We start from the raw sequence: 23,773 nt of genomic DNA on the forward strand, positions 1-23,773 counted from the left end.
TTGTTATTTGCAACCTCTCTTGCCGTGATCCTCCGCGCTCGGCAAGGTGGTTCGCATACCGAATGATCGAAAGGATAGGGTGGTGGAGGTCAGCGAAGCGATTGCGGCGCGGCGATCGGTGCGCGGGTTTCTCGCCGATCCGGTCGATCCGGCGGTGCTGCACGGCATCGTCACCAAGGCTGCGCGGGCGGCCACGGGAGGCAATTTGCAGCCTTGGCATATCGACCTGCTGACCGGCGATCCGCTCGCCCGGCTCAAGGCGGAGGTGCTGCACAAGATCCAATGGGGCCAGCCCGAGACCCCGGCTTATGACATTTACCCCAGGGAGCTGGTCGCGCCGTACCGCGACCGGCGATTTGCCGTGGGGGAGGCGATGTATGCCGAGATCGGCATCCCACGTGAGGACAAGGCGGCGCGGCGCTTATGGTTCGCGCGCAACTTCCAGTTCTTCGGCGCGCCTGCCGCGTTGTTCTGCACCGTCGACCGGCGGATGGGGCCGCCGCAATGGGCCGATCTTGGCATGTATCTGCAGAATGTGATGCTGCTCGCTGTCGAGGCCGGGCTGGCGACCTGCGCGCAGGAATGCTGGGCGATGTACCCGGAGACGGTAGGCGAGGCGATCGGCATCCCGCCTGAGCGGATGCTGTTCTGCGGCATGGCGATCGGGTTCGAGGATACAGAAGAGCCCGCGAACCGCTTGCGCAGTGCACGGGCTCCGGAAGAGGAGTGGTTGCGGATCTGGGATTAATTCCCTCTCCCCTTGGGAGAGGGAAGGGGCCCGCCCAGCGTAGCTGGGTGGGAAGGGTGAGGGCGCTTTCCTGGCTGCTCACCCTCACCCTTCCGTCGCTTCGCTCCTCCCTCCCTCTCCCGCAGGGAGAGGGAAAGGGAAATCAGCCTGCTGCTGGCGAGCGGCGGCCACCGCCACCTGCGGGACGGCCTTGGCCGCCGGGGCGACCGCCAGCCGGACGGCCATAGCCGCCGCCAGGGCGACCCTGGCCACCGGGACGACCGCCGCCAGCCGGACGGCCTGCGCCTTCGGGGCGTGCGCCAGCCGGGCGACCGGCACCGGCGGAGCGATCACCGGTCGGGCGTGCCGCATGCGTCGCCTTGGGCGGGGCGCGGTGACGGCCCGAGTCATCGCGACGTTCGAACGTGTCGGAACCCGCCGGGCGTGCCGCCTTGATCCGCGCTGCTTCGGCGGTGAAGCCTTCGGGAAGCTGCATCATCTCGGGCTTGACGCGCGTCAGCTTCTCGATGTCGCGCAGGTACGTCCGCTCATCATCCGCCACGAAGCTGATCGCGGTGCCCGATGCGCCGGCGCGCGCGGTGCGGCCGATGCGGTGGACGTACTGCTCGGGCACGTTGGGCAGCTCGAAGTTGAAGACGTGGCTGACGCCCGACACGTCGATGCCGCGCGCGGCGATATCGGTCGCGACGAGCACCTTGGCCTTGCCCGACTTGAACTCGGCGAGCGCGCGCTCGCGTTGCGGCTGGCTCTTATTGCCGTGGATCGCGTTGGAGACGATGCCATTGGCACCGAGCAGCTTCACGACGCGGTCGGCACCGTGCTTGGTGCGGGTGAAGACGAGCGCGCGCTCGACCTTCTCGTCGCGCAGCAGGATCGTCAGCAGCGCCTGCTTCTCGCCCTGGTTGAGGAAGGTGACGAACTGGTCGACGCGCTCGGCGGTGCTCGACGTCGGCGCGACCTTGACGGTCTTGGGATCGTTGAGGAACTGGTTGGCCAGTTCGCGGATCGCATTGGGCATTGTCGCCGAGAAGAACAGCGTCTGGCGCTGCTTGGGCAGCATCCGCACGATCTTGCGCAGCGCGTGGATGAAGCCGAGGTCGAGCATCTGGTCGGCTTCGTCGAGCACGAGGATTTCGAGCATTGCGAGGCTGACGAAACGCTGCTCGATCAGGTCGAGCAAGCGGCCCGGCGTCGCGACGAGGATGTCGACGCCGCGCGCCATGTCCTGGCGGTTCTTGTTGATGCTGGTGCCGCCGAACACGGTCGCGACCGACATCTTCGAGAATTTGCCATATTCGCGCGCGCTTTCAGCGATCTGGCTGGCCAGTTCGCGCGTCGGTGCAAGCACCAGCATCCGGCAATGCGTCGGCAGCACGCGCTTTTCGTTGTTGACGAGCTGCTGGATCGACGGGAGCACGAAAGCTGCGGTCTTGCCGGTGCCGGTCTGTGCGATGCCGAGCAAATCGCCGCCTTCGAGCAGGATCGGGATCGACTGCTTCTGGATCGGGGTGGGGGTGGTATAGCCCTTGGCTTCGAGCGCGCGGACGAGCGGCTCGGCGAGGCCGAGTTGTGCGAAAGTCATACTGGTTCAGTCCATTGCATGTGCCATGGACGCGCGTTTTGGACGCACGGATGGCGGGGGAAAATGACACCCCGCGTGAAAAGGGAAGTCCGTTGGATAACGACCGAGGCGGAGCTTGGGCTACCGGTTAACGGTATACCTAATCACGCTGCATGACGCCTCGATAGGGTGCATATGCCTGCTGCAGTGCGGAAAGTCAAGATGGTGGAGGCCGAGGCGCAAGGCGGAGGTGCGGGCCTGACAATCGCCCTCCCACCGTCACCCCGGCCTTGTGCCGGGGTCCACCCAGCCGCGTCTGATACCGCCAGCAATGTAGGGCGCGGTCGCCGCGAAGTGGACCCCGGCACAAGGCCGGGGTGGTGGCGGGAGGTGTGGTGCTGCGTCAAAGCAGAGCGTCAGCCGCGCAGCGCGCGTCCAACTCCTGCGTCAGCCGCGCCTCACCGCTCATACGCCTTGGGCAACGCGCCTTCCTGCGGCACCATGTAGCGCTCGCGCAATGCATCCTGGCGGGTGCGCAGCGGTTGTTTGATGCCGTCGATATAGACCGCCGCCACGGCGGTGCCGAGTTCGAGCGGGTCGCCGTCCCAGATCACCACGTCGCCGCGCCGCCCGGCTTTGAGCGAGCCGATCTCGTCGCCCAGGCCGATCGCTTCGGCAGGGGCCGAGGTGATAGCGGCAAAGGCGGCGTTCCAGTCGAGGCCGGTTGCGCCGGGGAGCTTGGTCAGCGCGACCAGATTGCCGGCATATTGCTTCTCGCGCCGCGCCTGGCGGGCTTCGTCGTCGTTGATCGTGCCGATGCCGACCAGCACCCCCGCCGCCTTCATCCGCCCGACATTGGACTGGGTCGCGCCGAGTTGGTCGAAGGATTCGGGCAGATCGGCGAGCGCGGAAGCGATCACCGGAATATGCGCGGCGGCGAGTTCGCGGGCGACCATCCAGCCTTCGCCTGCGCCGATGAACACCAGCTTCAGCGCAGGGAAATCGCGCTTGAGCTCGATCAGCGCCAGCATGTCCGCCGCGCGCTCGACATGGACGAGCAGCGGCATGCGGCCATTCACCACCGGTACCAGCGCTTCGGCATCGGCGCGGGTGAGCAGGGCATCCTTCCCCTGGTCGGCATAATGGGCGGGGTCGCGGGCGTAATCGCGCGCCTGGGCGATGGCGTTGCGGAAGGCAGTGAGCGCGGCCGGGCGGCTGCCTCCGGCGGCGCGGGCACCGCCCTCGCCATATTCCATGAACTGGAAGGCGCGCGCCTTGGTGATGGGACTGCGGTCGGCACCAAGATCGATCACCGCGCCCTGTCCGGCGAAGATCGACCCGGCATTGTCGGGCGCGACGATCGCGCGCGTCACGCCCTCCGCGCGGTTGAGCGGGATCGAGGAACTGGCCGGGTTTACGGCGGGCGCAATGTCGATCGCGGCGTGGAACGGGCTGGTGCGGGCACCGGCATCGTTGGTTTCATCGACACCATCGACCTCGACGATGCCCATGCGGGTGAAGCCCGCGACGATGCCGGGGGTGACCCAGCGGCCACCGGCATCGATCGTGGCGATTCCGGCGGGGACCGCGACCGTCTTGCCCGCGGCAACGACGCGGCCGTCGCGGACGATGACGGTGCCGCCCTCGATCGGCGCGGAGCCGTCCCCAATGACGAGCTTGGCATTGGTGATCGCGACCGATTGGGCGGCGGCGGGCGCGGCGAGGAAGGCGGCGCTGAGCAGCAGGAGGCGCTTCACTTGGTATCTCCCGCACCGGGCTGGCCGAGTTCGAAATCGGAGACGGGCCGTCGCTTCGGATCGTTGGCATCGTACAGCAGCGCCCCGTCGATCCACACCTTTTCGGGCCGGGTATAGACGCTGAACGGGTTGCCGTTCCACAGCACGACATCGGCCATCTTGCCGGGTTTTAGGCTGCCGGTCTTGTCGGCGATGCCGAGCGCCTTGGCCGGGTTGTAGGTCAGCCATTCCCAGGCGACCGCGTCCGAAATGTCGATGCCGGCATGGCGGCCCGAGGCGAGCGCCTTGGCGACTTCCTGGTTGAGGCGCTGGATGCCGTTGGCGTCGTCCGAGTGGATCATCGCGCAGGCGCCGTTCTTTTGCAGCAAGGCGAGGTTCTCGCCGATCGCGTCATAGGACTCCATCTTGAAGCCCCACCAATCGGCCCAGACCGCGGCGCAGGTGCCGTTCTGCTTGAGCAGATCGGCAATTTTATAAGCTTCTACAGCATGATGGAAGGCGGCGACGTGATAGCCGAACTCCTTGGCCATATCCATGACGATGGCCATTTCATCGGCGCGGTAGCAATGGTTCTGGACGAGGATTTCGCCCGACAGCACGCCCGCCAGCGTGTCCATGGCGATGTCGCGGCCTGGGATTTCGCCGCCGTCCTTCTCATACTTATCCCATTTGCGCTTATATTCGGCTGCGCGCGCCCAGGTCTGGCGGTCGACCGCGATATTGCCCATGCGGGTCGAGGGTTCGCGCCCCTTGGAGCCATAAACGCGCTTGGGGTTCTCGCCGCACGCCATTTTGAGGCCGTAGGGCGCGCCGGGGAACTTCATGCCCTGTTCGGTGCGGGCATAGACGTTCTTGATCACCACCGATCGCCCGCCCATCAAATTGGCGGAGCCGGGCAGGATCTGCAGCGTGGTGACCCCGCCATTGACGAGCGCGCGGCTGAACCCCGGGTCCTGCGGCCACACGCTATGTTCGGCCCAGACATCGGCGGTGACGGGGCCGGTCGCTTCGTTGCCGTCCGAATTGGCCTGCACGCCGGGCGAGGGGTAATCGCCCAAATGGCTGTGAATATCGATGATGCCGGGGGTGAGCGTCTTGCCGGTGCCATCGATGACGGTCGCGCCCGCCGGGGCGTCGAGGCTCTGGCCGAGCGCCACGATCTTGCCATCGGCGAACAGCACCGCGCCATTGTCGATCCGCCCGCCTTCGCCGTCGAAGATGGTGACATGGGTGACGAGCGTCGGCACGCCAGGATAGGGCTTGTAGGTCGAGGGGTAGGGATCATGCGCAAAGCCCTTTCCCGCGCCGGGCCCGGCCTTGGTTGAGGCGGTGGCGGGCTTTGCGCCGCCGTCGCTCGCGCAGCCCGCCAGCAGCGCCGTGATGGCCGCGGCACCCAGCAGCGCGCGCAGGCGTGCGGGCAGGATTCGATCCGCCATGAAATTCCCCCTTATGCCGTGATCGGCTTGGTTTTGCGCAACATTCCGGGATTGGCAGGGGCTGTCAACCGCGCGCGGCGCGGGGTGCCGCTCGGCGAGAAACGCGAGCACGCTGAAAGAAAAACTTTTGCCCCCTAAAGATCAACGCAATTGAATGCACATCGTTTTAGTAGAGATTGATGCGGTGCCTGGGGGGCAGTGGTGCGGATGCCGCTGGCTGGGCCAAGATTTCAAGGAGATTCGACGATGAAGAAGGTTTTGGCCCTGACGCTGACGGCCGCGATGGCGCTTTCGCTGGCGGCGTGCGGCGGCGGTGGCAGCAACACCAGCGCGGTGGCGAACGAGGATCTCTCGCTCAACGACACGCTCGGCAATGACGCGTTCGGCAACGACACGATCGGCAATGACACGGTGATCGACACCAACGCAGCCGATACCAATGCAGCTGCCGCGACGGGCAACGCGCTCTGACCTGATTTTCGTCCTATAGTGGATTCAGACACGCCAGGTTTGCTCCCTAGGCGCAACCTCAGGCCCGGCGGCACCACCGCCGGGCTTTTTGTTTTTGGGCGGGGTGGGGCGTGGAAGGTTAGGGGAAAGTTAGGGGTAATGCGGCTCACGATGAGCAGCGTCGTCCGTCCTGGTACGTGAAGGGCCATTGCTGTCAAAGAGCGTGGCTGCCGTTGTATCAGGGGACGGGTTTGTAGGACACAGGACAGGAAAACAGCCGTCCTTGACGGTTTGTCAGGCGGGAATAGGAGCGCTTGCTCGCTCAGAAAAGCGAGGCCGGAAATCTGAAGCCTGTGCAATTGCGACTGCTCCGCTCATACGCCACAATTCGCGAGCCAGCGTGACGGAATTGGTAGACGTATCGCTAAAGCGATCCCGGCAACGGGTGCGGGTTCGATCCCTGCTGCTGGCAACTTCCATTGAGCTTCGGCAGGGGTTGTGCACTGCGGCTTCGGCTATACGCTATGTCTTAAAGGGGGAGGCCAATGAGGATAGCTCGCGCTTTCGGGGTGCCCGCCTTGGCGGCAGTTCTAATTTCGGTGATGACCGCTCCATCCTGCGCGGACAGTTGGATTTTGCCGACAGCCACGACCTACACATCCTGCGGTGCGCACGCTCGTGTCACGATCACCCCACGGGACCTGGATAGCCAGCTTGGCTATTTCGAGGATAAAGTTAGAAAGGTTGCCCCGGCCGGTCAGAAAAAGGGCGGTGCACGCGTTGCTAGCGCGCGACTGGAGCGGCTTGTAGCCAACCGTTGGCAAATGGTCTGGGAGCGACCGATCGTAAATGACGTGGCCCCAGTGTCGGCACTCATTCGCGATGATGGCAACTATGCTGTTACTTTCGATGACTGGCATGGCCTGGGATACGGCCCGAACGTCGTAGTGATTTACGGCGCAGGCGGAAAACTGGTTCGCGCACTCGGATTGTCCGATATCGTTCCCGCCGATTACATCAAAGCGCTCCCTCATTCGGTCAGTTCTATCCACTGGAGGGGAGATCCACGTTTTTCCGCAGATGGCCAAAGTATTGTAATTCCTGTCGTAATTCCGTCGGAGTCGTTCGCGTCCAATCCTGCTATGATCGACGTCGCCGTCGAACTCGCCAGCGGCAAGGTTTCCGCGATCGATGCGAACGCTTGGGAGGCGGCGCTAGAAACGGGACGAAAGGTTCTCGCCGGACAGATCGCTTATGAGGCGGCGGCAAAAGCTGCCTTTCTTGCGCCACTTCTTCGGCCGAAAATCAATGCCGAGCGCGAGTGGCATGACTATCTTCGTGAAGCGGTCGCGCGTTTGATCGGCGACGATGACACGCCTTCCACGACTGTTCTTCGCCTTCCCGGTGCATCGGACTATGCCGTGTCGGAAACCTGGGTTCACGATGCCTTGACGGAAAGCTATGCCGACAAGGTTGCGATCGCTTCGCTGTCGGAGCCGAACCTTGTCTCTGTTCTGCAGAAGGTTGCCGCGAAATTGCCCGCTCGGTCTCTTTCAAAGGTAACTGTGTTTATAGCGCTATCCGACGAAAATTGGGCGGCCGCCGGAGAGGCTATGCGGCGGACCGGAGCGAAACTTATTCAGCTGAACCCCGATAAGCCTATTCCGCAACGACCGAAGCGCATTGGTCGGAGGTACGGTCCGGGTCGCGATTGATCAGTGCATTCCTTTCGTTTCTGAGCCCTCTTTCCTCGCACCAGGTGATAAGAATAGAAAGCGCTGGCGCGCGCCAGATCGGCTTGGTCAGTGCGACTGGGCCCCGGCCTTCGCCGGGGAAGGGGGCGGGTGGTTGGGCGTCTCGCCAGCGCTATGCGCGGGGCACGTTGGTGGTGGGTATAACGCGCGCGGAAGCGGTTGCGCGGGCGACACAGCGATTGTCAGCGTCGAACAATTCGCCTTCGAGGAAGGCAATCGTTTTTCCCATCTGAACAATGCGGCCAACCCCCGTAAACGCGCCAGGGCGAGCGGGTGCGAGGTAGCTGACGTGGAGATCGATCGTCGCGCAATACTGCGTGCCGTTTGATTTTACGAGAATCGTTGGTCCGAGTGTGTCGTCCAGCATCGCGGCGACAAAGCCGCCTTGGATGGCGCCGCCTGGATTGCAGAAGGCTGGCTTCCCCTCCATCGCGACCAGCACCGTTCCGGTGTCGGGGTCCGCTTCGATCAGCCGCCAGCCCAGTGTTTCGGCACAGGGCGGGCGAGCGAAGGTGTCGAAAATGCTCATTTCTTCTCCCCCCTTCCTATGCGTGGCAAGGTCGGCCCCGGCATCGCGGTGGACCCCGGCACAAGGCCGGGGTGACGGTTTGGGGTTGGTTCCGCTATGACGGTTGTGGGGTGGGCCCCTACAGCGACCGCCCAATCAACTCCTTCATAATCTCGTTCGTCCCCCCGAAAATGCGCGTTACGCGGGCGGCGCGCCAGGCGCGGGCGATGGGGTATTCGTTCATATAGCCAGCCCCGCCATGCAGTTGCAGGCAGGCGTCCATCACTTCCCATTGCAGATCGGTGTGCCACAATTTGGCGGCGGCGCCTTCTTCGTTGGTCAGCTCGCCCTTCAAATGGCGCGCGATCGCCCAGTCGAGATGTGCCCAGCCGACTTGCAATTTGGCCTTGAGGTCGGCGAGGACGAAGCGGGTGTTCTGGAAATCGAACACCATGCCGGCAAAGGCCTTGCGCGTCTTGGTGAACTCGACCGTCTCGTCGAACGCCTTTTGCGCCGAGGCCTGGACCGAGACGGCGATCGACAGGCGTTCCTGCGGCAATTGGCTCATGAGGTAGATGAAGCCCTTGCCCTCCTCGCCCAGGCAATTGGTCATCGGCACGCGCACGTCGTTGAAGAACAATTCCGACGTATCGGCGGCGTCCTGACCGATTTTGTCCAGTTTGCGGCCCTTCTGGAAACCTTCGCGGTCGCTTTCGACCAGGATGATCGACATGCCCTTCCAGGCGGGCTTGGCATCGGGATCGGTCTTGGCGACGACCAGCGTCAGATCGGTATTCTGGCCGTTGGTGATATAGGTTTTGGAGCCGTTGATGACATAGTGATTGCCATCCTTCTTGGCCGTGGTGCGGATCGCCTGCAGGTCGCTGCCGGTGCCGGGTTCGGTCATGGCGATGGCGGTGATCACTTCGCCCGAGACCATCTTGGGCAGCCACTGTTTCTTCTGCTCTTCCGAGCCATAGGTTTCGATATAGCCCGCGACGATATCCGACTGGAGCGAGAAGCCGGCGGGGACGCCGTTATAGGCCATCTCCTCATCGACGATCGCGTTATAACCGAAATCGAGGCCGAGCCCGCCATAGGCCTCGGGCGCGGTCGGGCAGAGCATGCCGATCGCACCCGCCTTGATCCAGAAATCCTTGGGGACGAGCTTGTTCTCCTCCCACTCAGCGACGTGCGGCACGCCTTCCTTTTGCAGGAAACTGCGCACGGTCTGGCGGAAGGCCTCATGATCCTCGGTATAGGCAAAGCGGCCGGCGACGGAATCGAGCGTCATGTCAGGTCTCTCCAATAACAGTTGTCGTCTGCAACTCTTTTGCTGGGTGTGCGGTGAGGTGACGCTTTCGTCAAGCGGGTTGCGCTCGACACGCCCTATGGGAGGGCTATGATTGGGCGAAACAGGAGAGTGTATGAAACTGGCCAGCCTCACATCGGGTCGCGACGGTAAGCTCGTCGTGGTTTCCAACGATCTCGCCTGGTATGCCGATGCCGCGCACATCGCGCCGACGCTGCAGGCAGCGCTCGACGATTGGGAGCGGTTGCTGCCCGACCTGCAGAACCTCAGCACCGATCTGGAACATGAGATGATCCCGATGCGGCGCTTCCATGAGCATCAGGCGGCGGCCCCCTTGCCGCGCGCGTATCAATGGGCGGACGGATCGGCTTATGTGAACCATGTCGCTTTGGTGCGGCAGGCGCGCGCGGCGGAGCTGCCCGACAGCTTCTGGCACGATCCGCTGATGTACCAGGGTGGTTCGGACGGGTTCCTCGGCCCACGCGCGCCGATCCCGCTGGCGGACGAAAGCTGGGGCTGCGATTTCGAGGGCGAAGTGGTGGTGGTGACCGGCGACGTGCCGCAGGGCGCGAGTCGCGAAGCGGCGCTGGCGGCGGTGCGGCTGGTCGGGCTGACCAACGATGTGAGCTTGCGCAACCTGATCCCGGGCGAACTCGCCAAGGGCTTCGGGTTCTTCCAGTCGAAACCGGCCAGCGCGTTCTCGCCGGTGTTCGTCACGCCCGAGGCGCTGGGCAACTGGTGGCAGGACGGCAAATTGCACCGCACGCTGATGGTCGACCTCAACGGCAAGCCGTTTGGCCGGGTGGCGGCGGCGGTCGACATGACCTTCGATTTCGGCACGCTGATCGCCCATGCCGCCAAGACGCGCGCGCTGGGCGCGGGGACGATTATCGGCTCGGGCACCGTCTCCAACCGCGACGCCGACGGGGGCCCTGGCAAGCCGATCGCCGATGGTGGGGTGGGCTATGCGTGCCTGGCCGAGCTGCGCACGGTCGAGACGATCCTGCGCGGCGCGGCGGTGACGCCGTTCCTCAAAAGCGGTGACACGGTGCGGATCTGGGCGGAGGATGACAAGCATCACCCGATCTTCGGGGTGATCGAACAGACGGTTGGGTGAGCGCAGAGGCTCAGTGGAAATCGTGGCTGCGGATCGGGATGACCGGTTCGAGGTCGTTTCCCACCATCCGCCGTTCGCGCGGGTCGATCGTGCCGCCGTGGGTGGCACCGTCGCCGGGCATGGTCAGGCGCGGCAAGTCGATGTCGCCAATCTGCCGCAGCAGCCCGGTGAGATCGGTGATGTGATCGGCGATGATGTGGATCGTCCCGCTTTCGCTTTGCACGCGACCGCGCACGCTGAGCATCGACGCGGCCATCACCGTGCGGCGCTGCGCTTCGAAGCGATCGGGCCACAGGATCGCGTTGGCGATGCCGGTCTCGTCCTCCAGCGTCACGAACACCACGCCCTTGGCGCTGCCGGGGCGTTGCCGCACCAGGATCAGCCCGGCCACTTCGACGCGGGTGCCGTCCTTCACCCCTTTGAGAGCGCCGCAGCGGGTGATGCGGCGGCGGTCGAGGTCACCGCGCAGGAAGCTGACCGGATGCGCGCGCAGCGACAATTGCGTCGCGCGGTAATCCTCGACCACTTCGCGCCCTGCGGTGAGCGCGGCGAGCGTGACGCTCGGTTCGCTGGGGGATTCGATCGCGGCGAAGAGCGGCAGCGGTTTTTGGCCCAACGCCTTTACCGCCCATAAGGCCTGGCGGCGGTCGAGGCCGAAGCTGTGGAACGCATCGGCCTGGGCGAGCTTTTCGAGCGTCAGCAGCGAGACGCCCGCCCGCCGCCAGACATCCTCGATCGACGCGAACGGGCGTGTTGCGCGGGCGATGAGGATGCGCCCGGCATCCTCGCCGGACAGGCCGAGCACGATGCGCAGCCCCAGGCGGAGGGGATCTCCCTCTCCCCGCTTGCGGGGAGAGGGCCGGGGAGAGGGGGAGTGTGGGGACACTGCCCCTCTCCCGACCTCGCTTCGCTCGGCCACCCTCTCCCCGGAGGGGAGAGGGAGTAGGGTTGTGTCCCAATCACTCCGGTTGACGCACACCGGCACCACCCGCACGCCGTGTTCGCGCGCGTCGCGGACGATTTGCGCGGGGGCGTAGAAACCCATGGGCTGGGCGTTGAGCAGCGCCGCGCAGAAGATGTCGGGGTGGTGGCATTTCAGCCAGGCCGAGGCGTAAGCGATCTTGGCGAAGCTGGCCGCGTGGCTTTCGGGGAAGCCATAGCTGCCAAAGCCCTCAATCTGCTTGACCAGCCGCTCGGCGAAATCCTGGCTGATGCCGTTGGCGCGCATCCCTTCGATCAGCGGATCGCGGAATTTGCCGACGCCGCCGGTCATCTTGAAGGTCGCCATCGCGCGGCGCAGCCGGTCGGCCTCGCCCGCGCTGAACCCGGCACCGACGATGGCGACTTGCATCGCCTGTTCCTGGAACAGCGGCACGCCCAGCGTCTTTTCCAGCACCTCGCGCAATTTGGGGCTGGGATAGTCGATCTCGACCTTGCCGATGCGGCGTTGCTCGCGCCGTTTGAGATAGGGGTGGACCATGTCGCCCTGGATCGGGCCGGGGCGGACGATCGCCACCTGGATCGCGATGTCGTAGAAATTTTCGGGGCGCATCCGCGGCAGCATCGACATTTGCGCGCGGCTTTCGATCTGGAAGGTGCCGAGCGTGTCGGCCTGTTGGATCATCGCATAAGTGGTGGGGTCGTCCTCCTGCATTTCGGCACTGTCGAGCCGCAGGTCGATGCCCTTATGGTCGCGCAGCAGATCGAAACAGCGGCGCAGGCAGCCGAGCATCCCGAGGCCGAGGATATCGACCTTCATCAGCCCGATTTCCTCGACATCGAGCTTTTCCCATTCGACCACGCGGCGATCGATCATCGCGGCGGGTTCGACCGGCACCAGATCGTCGAGCCGGTCATGCGCGAGCACGAAGCCGCCGGGATGCTGCGACAAATGGCGCGGCGTGCCGATCAATTGCGTGGCGAGGTCGAGCGTCAGCGCAAGGCGCGGCTCACTGGCATCGAGGTTGAGCGCGGCGACATGCTCCTCGGGCACGCCGTCATTCGACCAGCCCCAGATTTGCGAGGCGAGCGCGGCGGTCATGTCCTCGGGCAGGCCGAGCGCCTTGCCGACCTCGCGCACCGCGCCGCGCGAGCGATAGCGGCTGACGACGGCGGTGAGCGCGGCATGGTTCCGCCCATAGGTTTCGTAAATCCACTGGATCACTTCCTCGCGCCGTTCATGTTCGAAATCGACATCGATATCGGGCGGCTCGTGGCGTTCGGTGGAGATGAAGCGCTCGAACAGCAGCTTGTGCTTGACCGGATCGATCGAGGTGATGCCAAGCACGAAGCAAATCACCGAATTCGCCGCCGATCCGCGCCCCTGGCACAAAATGCCCTGGCTGCGCGCATAGCGCACGATCGAATTCACCGTCAGGAAATAGGGCGCATAGCCCATATGCGCGACCAGGCCGAGTTCGTGTTCGAGCAAGCTGGTGTAGGCAGGTGGGGGCGTGCCATTGAAGCGCTCGGCCAGCGCGGTGCGCGCCATCGCCGCCAGCGCCTCCTGCGGGGTGCGCTGGCTGATCACGATCTCGTCGGGATAGCGATACTGGTCTTTCAACTCGCGCAAGCTGAAGGTGCAGCGCTCGACGATCGCGGCGGCGGCGGTGAGCGCGCGCGGGTGCAACTTGAAGCGGCGCGCCATTTCCACGGGGCCTTTGAGATGGCGGTCGGCGCTGCGTTCGCGCGCATGGCCGAGCGCGTCGATCGTCGAGCGGTGGCGGATCGCGGTGACGACGTCCTGCAGCATCCGCCGCTCGGGCACGTCATACAGCACGTCGCCCGTGGCAATCGGGGTCAGGCCGAAATGCCGGGCGTGCGAATCGAGCGTGTGGAGGCGCTGCGCATCGCCGGGGCGGCGGTGCTGGGTGAGGCAGAGATGACCGCGCACGCCGAACACGTCCGCCATCCAGCGCAACGCCTGGTCGTCTTCGGCGAAGGTTTCGGTCAGGCCGGGGACGAGCGCTGCGACCAGCCCCTCGGCATGCGCCGCGACATCCTCCCAATGCAGGAAGCACTGGCCTTTCTCCCCCTTTTGCGGATCGGCGCGGCCTTTGCCGAGCGTCAGCAGCCGGGTGAGGCGGCTCCAGCCGGCGCGATCCTCGGGCCAGACCAGCACCGATGTGCCATCGACCAGATCGAGTCGGCAGCCCGCCACCAGCCGGATCGGGCGGATCGCCGACATCTGCTCGGCCGCGACGAGGCCGCGCACCACGCCACCGACCGAATTGCGATCGGTAATGCCGAGCGCGGGCATCCCCGTGATCACGGCAGCCTGGAACAGATCCTCGGGCGAGGACGCGCCGCGCAGGAAGCTGTAATGCGTCGTCACCTGGAGCTCGCACCACGTCACCCGAACGATCCGTGCATGAACCAGGCGAGATCACCCGTCTCGCCGCGTTCGCCATCGCCGCGGCGGAACAGCCAGAAACGCTGTCCGGCCTCATCCTCGACCTGGAAATAGTCGCGCACGCTGTGCCGCTCGGTGCCGCGCTTCCACCACTCGCCGAGAATGCGTTCGGGGCCGTCGGCGCGGACCACGCGGTGCGCCATGCCGCGCCAGGTGAAGCGCTTGGGCGGCTGGTCGGGCAATTCGGCGAGGACATGGTCGAGCAGTTCGGGCCGCCGCAACAGCCGCACTGGGCGCGGCCAGCGCGGATCCCACGGATGCAGCGGGCGCGAGCGATCGAGCTGGCGGACATCGTCGGGCTTGATTTTTGGCGCGGTGCGCGCCGGTGGATCGAGCGGCGGGGCGGCGGCGACCGAGCGTTCGGGCACGTCGCTTTCGACCGGCACGCTGCGCCACAGCGCGCCCATGCCGATACGGTTGGCGAGCGTGTCGATCAGCGGCGCAAGATCGGGCGCGCGGTCTTCGAGCGTTTCGGCAAAGGGCTCGGCGCCGAGCGGATCGGCGCGGCGGACGTGGAGCGCGAGCGCATCGATGCCATAGCCCGGCGCGATTTCCTCGATCCGGCGCACGATCAGCCGCAGCAGATGCGCGCCGTCGCGAGTCGGGCGGGCGAGGCCGATGCGCAGGCGCTGCGGCACGCCGTCGATGCGATCGGCGACCAGATCGATCAGGCGCGCGCCGAGCCCCGCTTCGGCCAGTGCGGTGACGAGGCGCGGCATCAACACCCCGAGCCAATGCGCGATCGCTTCGGCGGTGGCGATCGGCTCGGCGAAGCGTTGCACGACGGCGATCGCTTCGGGCGGGATGACGGGGGCGAGCGGTTCCGCCAGCCGCCCCGATGCTTGATCCAGCCGCGCGATGAGCGTGCCGCCGAACCGGCGCGCGAGCGGGGCGCGGGGCAAGGCGGCGAGCTGGCCGATCGTCTCGATCCCCAGCCGTTTGAGCAAGTCGCGCGCGCGCGGTTCGAGCCGCAGCGCAGCGGTCGGCAGCGGGGCGAGGGCGTCGAGGTGTGCGCCGGGCGGGCAGATTTGCGGGGCGTAGCGCGCCAGCGCCCACGCCGCGCCCGGCGTATCCGCCACGGCGACGCGCGCGGTGAAGCCGTGCCGCTTTAGCAACGCCACGATCCGCCGCGCCATCCGCGCCTCCCCGCCGAACAGATGCGCGGTGCCGGTGATATCGAGGAACAGCCCGTCCTCGCCCGACGGCATCACCACCGGGCACCAACGCCTGGCCGCGAGCAGGGCGAGGCGCAGCAAGGCGGCGCGGTCGCCCTCCGGGTCGGCGGGGCGGATGTCGAGCCCGGGCACCAGCGCCCGCGCTTGCGTCACCGCCATGCCGGGCGCGAGCCCGAGCGCGCGTGCAGCCGGGCAAGCGGCGGCGATGAGGAGCGCGTTGCCCGATTGGAGGCTGGTGATGACAGCCTTGTTCGTCACCCCGGCCCCGTGCCGGGGTCCACCCATCACCACATTGCGTCGTTCGAGGAGAGGAGTGGACCCCGGCACAAGGCCGGGGTGACGGTCGCCGCCGACACGATGATCCCGCACCACCGCGCCGCCCTCATCTGGCGGCATCGCTTTGAACGGATGCGCCGCGGCCTCGCTCGCGCGCCCGGCGCGACGGTCGCGGGGTGGCGTTTCGCTCCGCGCCCAGCGCGCGCCGGGACGCCAGCCACCCCCGCGCGGCACCGAACAGGCGACGGCCTGTTCCTGCGCGGCGATGGCGTTCAGCGGGGCGGTGTCGACCGGCGCGCGCTCAGGCGGCGTGGCGATACGCTCGGCCTGCGCCAGCCGTTCGATCGGCCAGTCGGGCAGGTAGAGCGAGGCGACCCGTTTCATCGCATGCCTCCATCGTCCAGTCGGCGGGTTCGCCGCCGCGTTGGCGGACCAGCTCCACCCGCCAGCGCGCGCGCCCGACTCCGTTAGCGCCGACCGGCAGCGGGGCGGATGGGGCTGCGGCGATGCGCCACCGCGTCACCGCCGCCGAGGGCACAGCGAGCGGGTTGCCGCCGCCTTTATCCGTGGCCGCGCGGGCATGGCGCTTGAGCAGTAAGGCGATCGTCTTGCCACCCTCCGCCGCCAGTTGCAGCCGCCGCGTATTGGGCATCGCCGCGCGCTTCACTTCGCCGACCACCGCGCCGAGGCCACGGTGGCGGAGGCCCTCCTCCATTAGCGCGAGCAATTCGGCATCGTCGGCCGCCTCGGCATAGATCAGCCGTTCGGGCGCGAGCCCGGCCTGGTACAGCCCCGGCGCGAACAGGTCGCGCCGCCGCACCACCCACAGCACGGGGCCCCAGGCGCGCGCCGCGATTCCGGCCATGAACAGCGTCGCGGCGGCATCGTCCGACGGGGCGGCGCTGGCGGCGGCGATCTCATGCAGCGAATCGAGCCGGAGGCCGCCGGGTGCCAGTTTCTCGTCGATCGCGCCGATCCCGAAGGGCAGCACGGGGCGACGGCGCAGCCCGTCGCGTTCCACCTTCTTCAGGCTTTCGCGAAGCTCGGCTATGATCGCCGAGGAGGGGATGGCAGGACAGGACACGGCCACGACTCGCACAATTGGTTCGTTCCTATTTTGTTCCGCTTGTTGTTCCTGAGTCAAGCGGCCTCTTATCGCAATTGGGACGGTCCGGCGTTTCCCCGCGTTCGCCCCTCTCGCCAAAGCCCACGAAATTTTATAACAACGATTCGAAAGAGCGTTTTTGCGTGCCCGAGCGTTGGTACAGCGCACGCCCCGTTTGGAGAGATCATGGCAAGCGACCGCGTTCCTGCGCATTTGAAGCCCAATTTGCCGCCTTTGTCGCTCTATGTGCCCGAACCCAAATTCCGGCCCGGCGACACGGTCGATTTTACGCAGGTGGCGATTCCACCCGCAGGCGAAACGCGGCGGCCCGACACTGCCGACCATGCCGAGAGCTTCACCGATCTCGCCTATCAACTGGTGCGCGTGCTCGATGAGAACGGCCAGGCGGTCGGCCCGTGGAACCCGCGGCTGTCGCCCGATATGCTGCGGGGCATGTTGCGCAGCATGGCGCTGGTGCGCGCGTTTGACGAGCGCATGTTCCGCGCGCAGCGCCAGGGCAAGACCAGCTTCTACATGAAGTGCACCGGCGAGGAGGCGGTCGCGGTCGCCGCCGCCTTTGCGCTCGATTATGAAGACATGTGCTTCCCGTCTTATCGCCAGCAAGGCCTGCTGATCGCGCGCGGCTGGTCGATGGTCGACATGATGAACCAGATCTATTCGAACACCGCCGACCGGCTGCACGGCAAGCAATTGCCGATCATGTATTCGGTCAAGGAAGCCGGGTTTTTCTCGATCTCGGGCAATCTGGCGACGCAATATCCCCAAGCCGTCGGCTGGGCGATGGCGAGCGCGGCCAAGGGCGATACGCGCATCGCGGCGACCTGGTGCGGCGAGGGATCGACCGCCGAGGGCGATTTCCATTCGGCCTGCACCTTTGCCAGCGTCTACCGCGCGCCGGTGATCTTCAACGTCGTCAACAATCAATGGGCGATTTCGAGCTTCTCGGGCTTTGCCGGGGCGGAATCGACCACTTTCGCCGCACGTGCGGTGGGCTATGGGATTGCGGGCTTGCGCGTCGATGGGAACGATGCGCTGGCGGTCTATGCCGCCACCGCCTGGGCGGCGGAGCGGGCACGCACCAATCAGGGGCCGACGCTGATCGAGCATTTCACTTATCGCGCGGAAGGCCATTCGACTTCGGACGATCCGGGGCAATATCGCTCGGCGGGCGAGCCGACGGCATGGCCGCTGGGCGATCCGATCGCGCGGTTGAAGGATCATCTCATCGCGATCGGCGAATGGGACGAGGAACGCCATGCAGCGCAGGACAAGGAGTTGGCGGAGCAAGTGAAGGCCGCGCAAAAGGAAGCCGAGGCCAACGGCGTGCTCGGCCACGGTCTGCACCAGCCGCTCGACAGTCTGTTCGATGGCGTGTTCGAGGAAATGCCGTGGCATTTGCGCGAGCAGCAAGCGCAAATGATCGCCGAAGAAACCGCCAGCGGCCGCCCATGGGCGCGCAAGTGATGGGTGCGCGCAAAATCTCCCTCTCCCATTGGGAGAGGGAAGGGGCCCATCGCGTCAGCGATGGGAAGGGTGAGGGCGATGCCCCGCGCCCGGTCACCCTCACCCTTCCGGCGCTTCGCGCCTCCCTCCCTCTCCCGATGGGAGAGGGATTATGAGCGACATCATGCCAGAAACCGAAACCGCTTCCGAAACCCCGACCTCCACCCGCATGAACATGATCCAGGCGATCAATTCCGCCATGGACGTGATGATGGACCGTGACCCCGATATCGTCGTGATGGGCGAGGATGTCGGCTATTTCGGCGGCGTGTTCCGCGCGACCGCGGGCTTGCAGTCCAAATATGGCAAGACCCGCGTGTTCGATACGCCGATCACCGAATGCGGCATAATCGGCGTCGCGGTCGGCATGGGGGCCTATGGCTTGCGCCCCGTGCCCGAAATCCAGTTCGCCGATTATATCTATCCTGCGCTCGACCAGTTGGTGAGCGAGGCGGCGCGGTTGCGCTATCGCTCGGCCGGGGAATTCACCGCGCCGATCACGGTGCGCTCGCCGTTCGGCGGCGGCATCTTCGGCGGGCAGACGCACAGCCAAAGCCCCGAGGGCATCTTCACTCATGTCTCGGGCATCAAGACGGTGATCCCCTCGACCCCCTACGATGCCAAGGGCCTGCTGATCGCGGCGATCGAGGATAATGATCCGACGCTCTTCTTCGAGCCAAAGCGCATCTATAACGGCCCGTTCGACGGCCATTGGGACCGGCCGACGCAGAATTGGTCGCAGCATCCGGCGGGCGACGTGCCGACCGGCTATTACAAGATCGAACTGGGCAAGGCCAAGGTGGTGCGGCCGGGCGAAGCGCTGACCATTCTCGCTTATGGCACGATGGTCCACGTCGCGCTGTCGGTGATCGCCGAAGCGGGGGTCGATGCCGAGGTGATCGATCTGCGCACGCTGGTGCCGCTCGACATTGAGACGATCGAGGCGTCGGTCCAGAAAACCGGGCGCTGCATGATCGTGCATGAAGCGACGCGCACCAGCGGCTTTGGCGCGGAACTTTCCGCCTTGGTGCAGGAGCGCTGCTTCTACCATCTCGAGGCGCCGATCGAGCGCGTGACCGGCTTCGACACGCCATATCCGCACAGCCTGGAATGGGCGTATTTCCCGGGCCCCGTCCGTATCGGTGAGGCGCTCAAGAAAATCATGAAGGACGCATAATGGCGCGTTTTACGTTCAAACTCCCCGATATCGGCGAAGGCATTTCAGAGGCCGAAATCGTCGCCTGGCATGTGAAGGTCGGCGACCGGATCGAGGAAGACCAGCAGATCGCCGACATGATGACCGACAAGGCCACGGTCGAGATGGAATCGCCCGTGTCTGGGACGGTGATCGAACTGGCGGGCGAGGTCGGCGACCAGGTGTCGATCGGCGCGGCGCTGGTGGTGATCGAGACCGAGGGCGATTTCTCGGCAGCGGAAGCACCCGCGCTGGAGCCGGTGACCGATACGGTGAAGGTCGCGCCGACCAGCGCCGAGCAGGTTGAGGTGGCCGAGCAATATGAGGCCGAAAATCCGGGGGTGGAGGCAGCTTCTCCCTCTCCCCTCCGGGGAGAGGGCCGGGGAGAGGGGACGTCCGCAACGGGCGGTGCCCCCAGCGTTCCAGCACAGCCCCTCTCCCCGACCCTCTCCCCTGAAGGGGAGAGGGAGAAGGGGGTCCTCGCCTCTCCCGCCGTGCGCGCACGCGCAGCGGATCTTGGCATCGATCTCGCCCAAGTGAAGACCGAGGGCGACCGCGTGCGCCATGCCGATCTCGATGCGTTCCTGCGCTATGGCCAGGGGCAGGGCTATCACGCGCCGCACGTCAGCCACGCCCGCGCCGATGAGGCGATCAAGGTGATCGGCATGCGCCGCCGCATCGCCGAGAATATGGCGGCGTCGAAGCGCGCGATCCCGCATTTCACCTATGTCGAGGAAATCGACGTCACCGCGCTGGAGGCGATGCGCGCCGATCTGAATGGCGCGCGTGGGCAGCGGCCCAAGCTCACGATGCTCCCGCTGCTGATCGCGGCGATCTGCAAGACCGTGCCCGCCTTCCCGATGATCAACGCGCGCTATGACGATGAAGCCGGTGTGGTCACGCGGCATGGCGCGGTGCATCTCGGCATGGCGACGCAGACCGATGCCGGGCTGACCGTCCCCGTGATCCGCGATGCGCAGGACCGCAATGTCTGGCAATTGGCCGCCGAGATCCTGCGCCTGGCCGAGGCGGCGCGCGCCAATAAGCTGAAGCCCGATGAAATGGGCGGCGGCACGCTGACGGTCACCTCGCTCGGGCCGCTTGGCGGGATCGCGACGACGCCGGTGATCAACCGGCCCGAAGTGGCGATCATCGGCCCCAACAAGATCGTCGAGCGCCCGGTGTTTGTCGGCGATGAGATCGTGCGTGCCAAGCTGATGAACCTGTCGATCAGTTGCGATCACCGCGTGGTCGATGGCTGGGATGCGGCAAGCTTCGTGCAGGCGCTCAAGCGCTATCTCGAAACGCCGGTATTGTTGTTCGCCGACTGAAATCCGTCATGATCGGCTGATAGGGCACCTGTATGCGCTTTGATTTGCTCCAGTCGATCAGTCTTGCCGGAGATATCGCGGTCGCCAATGACGATCGCGCGGGGTCGAGCGACGCGCTCGCCTGGGTGATCGACGGCGCGACCGATCTGGGCGAGCCGGGGCTGGTCGGGCCACGCGGTGGAGCGGCATGGCTGGCGCTGGAGGCGGATGCTGCCTTTGCCGCAGCGGGCGACGCCTCGATCGATGCGATCTGCAAAGGTGTGTTCGCCCGGCTTGCGCGGCGGTTTGCGGCGCAGCGGACGCGCGCGCCCATCTCCGCCTGGGAATTGCCCAGCGCGTCCTTCCTGGCGGCACGCGTCGGCAAGGACGGTCTTGCCTGCCGCTGGCTGGGCGATTGTGCGGGCTTGCTCAAGCGCGGCGATAGTGTCGAGCGGATCGGGCCGCCCGCCAGCAAGGACGACGAAAATGCCAGTGCGGCCGCGCTGGCCGAGCATGGGCTTGGCCTGAAGCAGCGACCGCAGCCGATCCTCGAAGTGCTGCGCGCTGCGCGTGAACGTCCCGATCGTTATATCCTCGGGGTCGATCCGGCGGCAGCGGCACATCTCGGCGGCGCGGAACTGCCGTGCAGCGTGGGGGACGAACTGCTGCTGATGAGCGACGGCTTTGCGGCGCTGATCGACGTTTATGGCCAGCACGACGAGGCGGGTCTGTTCGGGGAACTCGCCACCAGCGGCTTGACCGGGCTCGCGCTGCAATTGCGCGCAATCGAGCAGGAGGATGGCGATTTCGGCCGCTTCCCGCGCTTCAAGGGGTCGGACGATGCCACCGCCGTGTGGCTGCGGATCGCCGCCTGATCCCGGTCGCCAGACACATTTGAGAGACATTTCCCGCGTAGCACGCCGGTTCGACGCATCCGGAGGGCAAGATGGTGGGTTTTTGGCTTGGGCTGGCACTGATGGCCGGTGTGCAGCAAGGGGGACCCGGGCCTGACGGACCACCGCCGCCCCCGCCGCCGGGCGGACCCCGCCCCCCGCACGGTCGCTTGTTCATCAGCCCGATGGGCGAACCGTTCCGTGGGGAAGATCCGATTGGGGCCTGGTTCGCCGGTGCCGATGCCAATCACGACGGCGTGGTGACCGAGGCCGAATTCATTGCCGATGCCGACCGTGTGTTTCTGCTGCTCGATCGCGAGCATGATGGCGAAATCGATCCTCAGGACATCGATTATTATGAAACCGTCCTTGTCCCCGAAATCCGGTATGGCGGTGGCGAGCCGGGCGAGCCGGGCGGGCCCGGTGGTGGCGGCGGGCGTCGCGGCGGCGGCCGTGGCGGCGGAGGTGGCGGCGGGCCCGACAGCGAGGGCGGGCCACCCCCGGGCGGCGGCGGGGGCCATGGTGGTCGTCGTGGCGGCGGCGCGCCGGAGGGTGGCGGCGAGTCGGGCAAATCCGGTCCGGCGTATGACGACGTTGCGCGCGGCGCGGCACGCTTTGGTTTCTTTGCCTATCCCGAGCCGATTACGGCGGCCGACGCCAACCTCAACCGCGGGGTCGACATCACCGAGTTCCGCAAGGCGGCGGCAGAGCGCTTCGCGATGCTGGACAAGAAGGGCGACGGGCGGCTGACGCGTGAGGAGCTGCCCAAATTGTCGCCACCGCCCGGCCGTGGCGGCCGTCAGGGCTGGTATGGCGGCAAGCGCCGTACCGCAGGCGGCGGCCCTGAGCCGGTCGAGCAGGCCCCGCCTGAGCAATGACCCTGCCAACCCCGCTCCCGCCATGGCAGCCGAGGTTCGGCTTGCCAGTCCCCGATCGCGCGATGCTATAGCGCGTCGCGGGTTTGGCCGGTCGGCCGGACCGGGCAGGAGAGGGTGATGAAGCGCGACGTACGGTTTCTCAATGCGGCCGGGGTTCAGCTGGCCGGGTCGCTGGAAGTCCCGCCCGGGCGGATTCGCGCAGTGGCGCTGTTCGCGCATTGCTTCACCTGCACCGCGCAAAGCCATGCGGCGCGGCGTGTCAGTCTAGCGCTTGCCGAACAGGGCATCGCCACGCTGCGCTTCGATTTCACGGGTCTTGGCCAAAGCGATGGCGCGTTCGCCGACAGCCATTTCGGCGCGAATGTCGATGATCTGGTGGCGGCGGCGGCGTTTCTGGAAGGGGATGTGGGCGCGCCGGCGATCCTGATCGGCCATTCGCTGGGCGGGGCAGCGGTGATCGCCGCCGCCGAACGCATCCCCTCGGCCAAAGCGGTGGTGACGATCGCCGCGCCGTTCGATCCACGCCATGTGCTGCATTTGATCCAGGGCGCGCACGACATTGCCGACACGCCGCGCGATGTGTCGATCGGCGGGCGACCGTTTCGCATCGGGCGCGAGTTCCTCACCTCGGTTGAAGGGCAGGATCAGGCGGCGCGGCTGGCGCGATTGAAGCGCGCGCTGCTGGTGCTGCATTCGGCCACCGACGCGACCGTCGGTGTCGAAAATGCCCGCGCGATTTTTGAGGCGGCGAAACACCCCAAGAGCTTCGTCGCGCTCGACGGGGCGGACCATTTGCTGACCGATGCCGAACAGGCACAATATGTCGCACAGATCATCGCGGCCTGGGTGCAGCCTTTCCTGGGGCCGGCAATGGCGATCGACGCGGTGCCCGAGGGGCATGTGCGGGTGAGTTCGACCGATGCCAAGTTCGTCCAGATCGTCGAATCCTCGGGCCACAGTTTTATCGCCGACGAGCCATTGGCGATGGGCGGCAGCGATTACGGGCCAACGCCCTATGATCTGCTGTTGTCGGCGCTCGGCACCTGTACCGCGATGACGATCAAGCTGATCGCCGAAAAAGAGGGAATCCCGCTGACGGGCGTCTCGGTCGTGCTCCATCACAGCCGCCGCCATGCCGACGATTGCGCCGCCGCCGCCGGTGGGCGGCCGCAGATCGAGGTGATCGAGCGGCGCATCACCTTGCAGGGCGATCTGACCGAGGCACAGCGGATGCGGATGCTGGTCATCGCCGACAAATGCCCGGTGCACCGCACGCTGGAGAGCGCACCGGTGATCGAGACGCGGCTGGTCTGACGCATACCGCCGCTGGACAGCGCGCGTGCTGCTGCGCAAAGCCGGGGG

Annotated in this window: 18 protein-coding genes and 1 pseudogene; 11 read left to right on the plus strand and 8 right to left on the minus strand. The window is 66.1% G+C overall.

Annotation, left to right across the window (positions count from 1 at the left end; all coding sequences use genetic code 11):
• Positions 1 to 82: 82 nt before the first annotated feature.
• Complete coding sequence (locus EJC47_RS03515; RefSeq protein ID WP_126845511.1) at positions 83 to 748, plus strand: nitroreductase; 666 nt, start codon at positions 83 to 85, stop codon at positions 746 to 748.
• A gap of 142 nt (positions 749 to 890) precedes the next feature.
• Here the strand turns inward: EJC47_RS03515 and EJC47_RS03520 are convergent, their stop codons facing one another.
• The 3 genes from EJC47_RS03520 to EJC47_RS03530 all read right to left on the minus strand — a co-directional run bounded on the left by EJC47_RS03520 (position 891) and on the right by EJC47_RS03530 (position 5,502).
• On the minus strand, positions 891 to 2,330 hold the full coding sequence (locus EJC47_RS03520; protein ID WP_126845512.1) for a DEAD/DEAH box helicase: 1,440 nt from the start codon (positions 2,328 to 2,330) through the stop codon (positions 891 to 893).
• Between the two features lie 437 nt (positions 2,331 to 2,767).
• Complete coding sequence (locus EJC47_RS03525; protein ID WP_126845513.1) at positions 2,768 to 4,066, minus strand: amidohydrolase family protein; 1,299 nt, start codon at positions 4,064 to 4,066, stop codon at positions 2,768 to 2,770.
• A complete protein-coding gene (locus EJC47_RS03530; protein ID WP_126845514.1) occupies positions 4,063 to 5,502 on the minus strand; it encodes an amidohydrolase in 1,440 nt (479 codons plus the stop codon). Before EJC47_RS03530 ends, EJC47_RS03525 begins: the two co-directional genes overlap by 4 nt.
• Positions 5,503 to 5,748: 246 nt before the next feature.
• Between EJC47_RS03530 and EJC47_RS03535 the strand changes: the two genes are divergently transcribed.
• The 3 genes and pseudogenes from EJC47_RS03535 to EJC47_RS03545 all read left to right on the plus strand — a co-directional run bounded on the left by EJC47_RS03535 (position 5,749) and on the right by EJC47_RS03545 (position 7,667).
• On the plus strand, positions 5,749 to 5,973 hold the full coding sequence (locus EJC47_RS03535) for a hypothetical protein (RefSeq protein ID WP_010406861.1): 225 nt from the start codon (positions 5,749 to 5,751) through the stop codon (positions 5,971 to 5,973).
• Between the two features lie 373 nt (positions 5,974 to 6,346).
• A pseudogene (locus tag EJC47_RS03540) lies at positions 6,347 to 6,424 on the plus strand.
• Positions 6,425 to 6,530: 106 nt separating this feature from the next.
• The gene (locus tag EJC47_RS03545; RefSeq protein ID WP_126845515.1) at positions 6,531 to 7,667 is read left to right on the plus strand and encodes a hypothetical protein; all 1,137 of its coding nucleotides are present in this window, start codon (positions 6,531 to 6,533) and stop codon (positions 7,665 to 7,667) included.
• 151 nt (positions 7,668 to 7,818) lie between these two features.
• On the opposite strand, the gene EJC47_RS03550 is transcribed toward EJC47_RS03545, so the two are convergent.
• Together EJC47_RS03550 and EJC47_RS03555 are read right to left on the minus strand one after the other, a co-directional pair.
• Entirely contained in the window at positions 7,819 to 8,235 is a 417-nt protein-coding gene (locus EJC47_RS03550; protein ID WP_126845516.1) for a PaaI family thioesterase, read from the minus strand.
• Between the two features lie 118 nt (positions 8,236 to 8,353).
• Positions 8,354 to 9,508 (minus strand): acyl-CoA dehydrogenase family protein, encoded by a 1,155-nt coding sequence (locus EJC47_RS03555; RefSeq protein ID WP_126845517.1) that lies wholly within the window; start codon positions 9,506 to 9,508, stop codon positions 8,354 to 8,356.
• Positions 9,509 to 9,641: 133 nt separating this feature from the next.
• Here EJC47_RS03555 and EJC47_RS03560 point away from each other — a divergent pair, with 133 nt between their 5' ends.
• Positions 9,642 to 10,643: a fumarylacetoacetate hydrolase family protein gene (locus EJC47_RS03560; protein WP_126845518.1), complete on the plus strand. Its 1,002-nt coding sequence runs from the start codon at positions 9,642 to 9,644 to the stop codon at positions 10,641 to 10,643.
• Between the two features lie 10 nt (positions 10,644 to 10,653).
• On the opposite strand, the gene EJC47_RS03565 is transcribed toward EJC47_RS03560, so the two are convergent.
• From EJC47_RS03565 to EJC47_RS03575, 3 genes are read right to left on the minus strand one after another with little or no spacing between them, the layout of a single operon-like run.
• Positions 10,654 to 13,998: an error-prone DNA polymerase gene (locus tag EJC47_RS03565; protein ID WP_126845519.1), complete on the minus strand. Its 3,345-nt coding sequence runs from the start codon at positions 13,996 to 13,998 to the stop codon at positions 10,654 to 10,656.
• A complete protein-coding gene (locus EJC47_RS03570; protein ID WP_126845520.1) occupies positions 13,995 to 15,890 on the minus strand; it encodes a Y-family DNA polymerase in 1,896 nt (631 codons plus the stop codon). Before EJC47_RS03570 ends, EJC47_RS03565 begins: the two co-directional genes overlap by 4 nt.
• Positions 15,808 to 16,527, minus strand: a complete 720-nt coding sequence (locus EJC47_RS03575; protein ID WP_126845601.1) for an ImuA family protein — start codon at positions 16,525 to 16,527, stop codon at positions 15,808 to 15,810. The genes EJC47_RS03570 and EJC47_RS03575 overlap by 83 nt, the downstream gene beginning before the upstream one ends.
• A gap of 270 nt (positions 16,528 to 16,797) precedes the next feature.
• Between EJC47_RS03575 and EJC47_RS03580 the strand changes: the two genes are divergently transcribed.
• The 6 genes from EJC47_RS03580 (at position 16,798) to EJC47_RS03605 (ending at position 23,725) form a co-directional block, all read left to right on the plus strand.
• A complete protein-coding gene (locus EJC47_RS03580; protein WP_126845521.1) occupies positions 16,798 to 18,096 on the plus strand; it encodes a 3-methyl-2-oxobutanoate dehydrogenase (2-methylpropanoyl-transferring) subunit alpha in 1,299 nt (432 codons plus the stop codon).
• 208 nt (positions 18,097 to 18,304) lie between these two features.
• Complete coding sequence (locus EJC47_RS03585; RefSeq protein ID WP_126845602.1) at positions 18,305 to 19,312, plus strand: alpha-ketoacid dehydrogenase subunit beta; 1,008 nt, start codon at positions 18,305 to 18,307, stop codon at positions 19,310 to 19,312.
• Positions 19,312 to 20,661 (plus strand): dihydrolipoamide acetyltransferase family protein, encoded by a 1,350-nt coding sequence (locus EJC47_RS03590; RefSeq protein ID WP_126845522.1) that lies wholly within the window; start codon positions 19,312 to 19,314, stop codon positions 20,659 to 20,661. The genes EJC47_RS03585 and EJC47_RS03590 overlap by 1 nt, the downstream gene beginning before the upstream one ends.
• 32 nt (positions 20,662 to 20,693) lie before the next feature.
• Entirely contained in the window at positions 20,694 to 21,515 is an 822-nt protein-coding gene (locus EJC47_RS03595) for a protein phosphatase 2C domain-containing protein (RefSeq protein WP_126845523.1), read from the plus strand.
• Positions 21,516 to 21,586: 71 nt separating this feature from the next.
• Complete coding sequence (locus EJC47_RS03600; protein ID WP_126845524.1) at positions 21,587 to 22,411, plus strand: EF-hand domain-containing protein; 825 nt, start codon at positions 21,587 to 21,589, stop codon at positions 22,409 to 22,411.
• A gap of 117 nt (positions 22,412 to 22,528) precedes the next feature.
• Positions 22,529 to 23,725, plus strand: a complete 1,197-nt coding sequence (locus tag EJC47_RS03605) for a bifunctional alpha/beta hydrolase/OsmC family protein (RefSeq protein WP_126845525.1) — start codon at positions 22,529 to 22,531, stop codon at positions 23,723 to 23,725.
• Positions 23,726 to 23,773: the final 48 nt, after the last annotated feature.

This window comes from Sphingomonas sp. TF3, assembly GCF_003985085.1.
Classification (GTDB): domain Bacteria; phylum Pseudomonadota; class Alphaproteobacteria; order Sphingomonadales; family Sphingomonadaceae; genus Sphingomonas.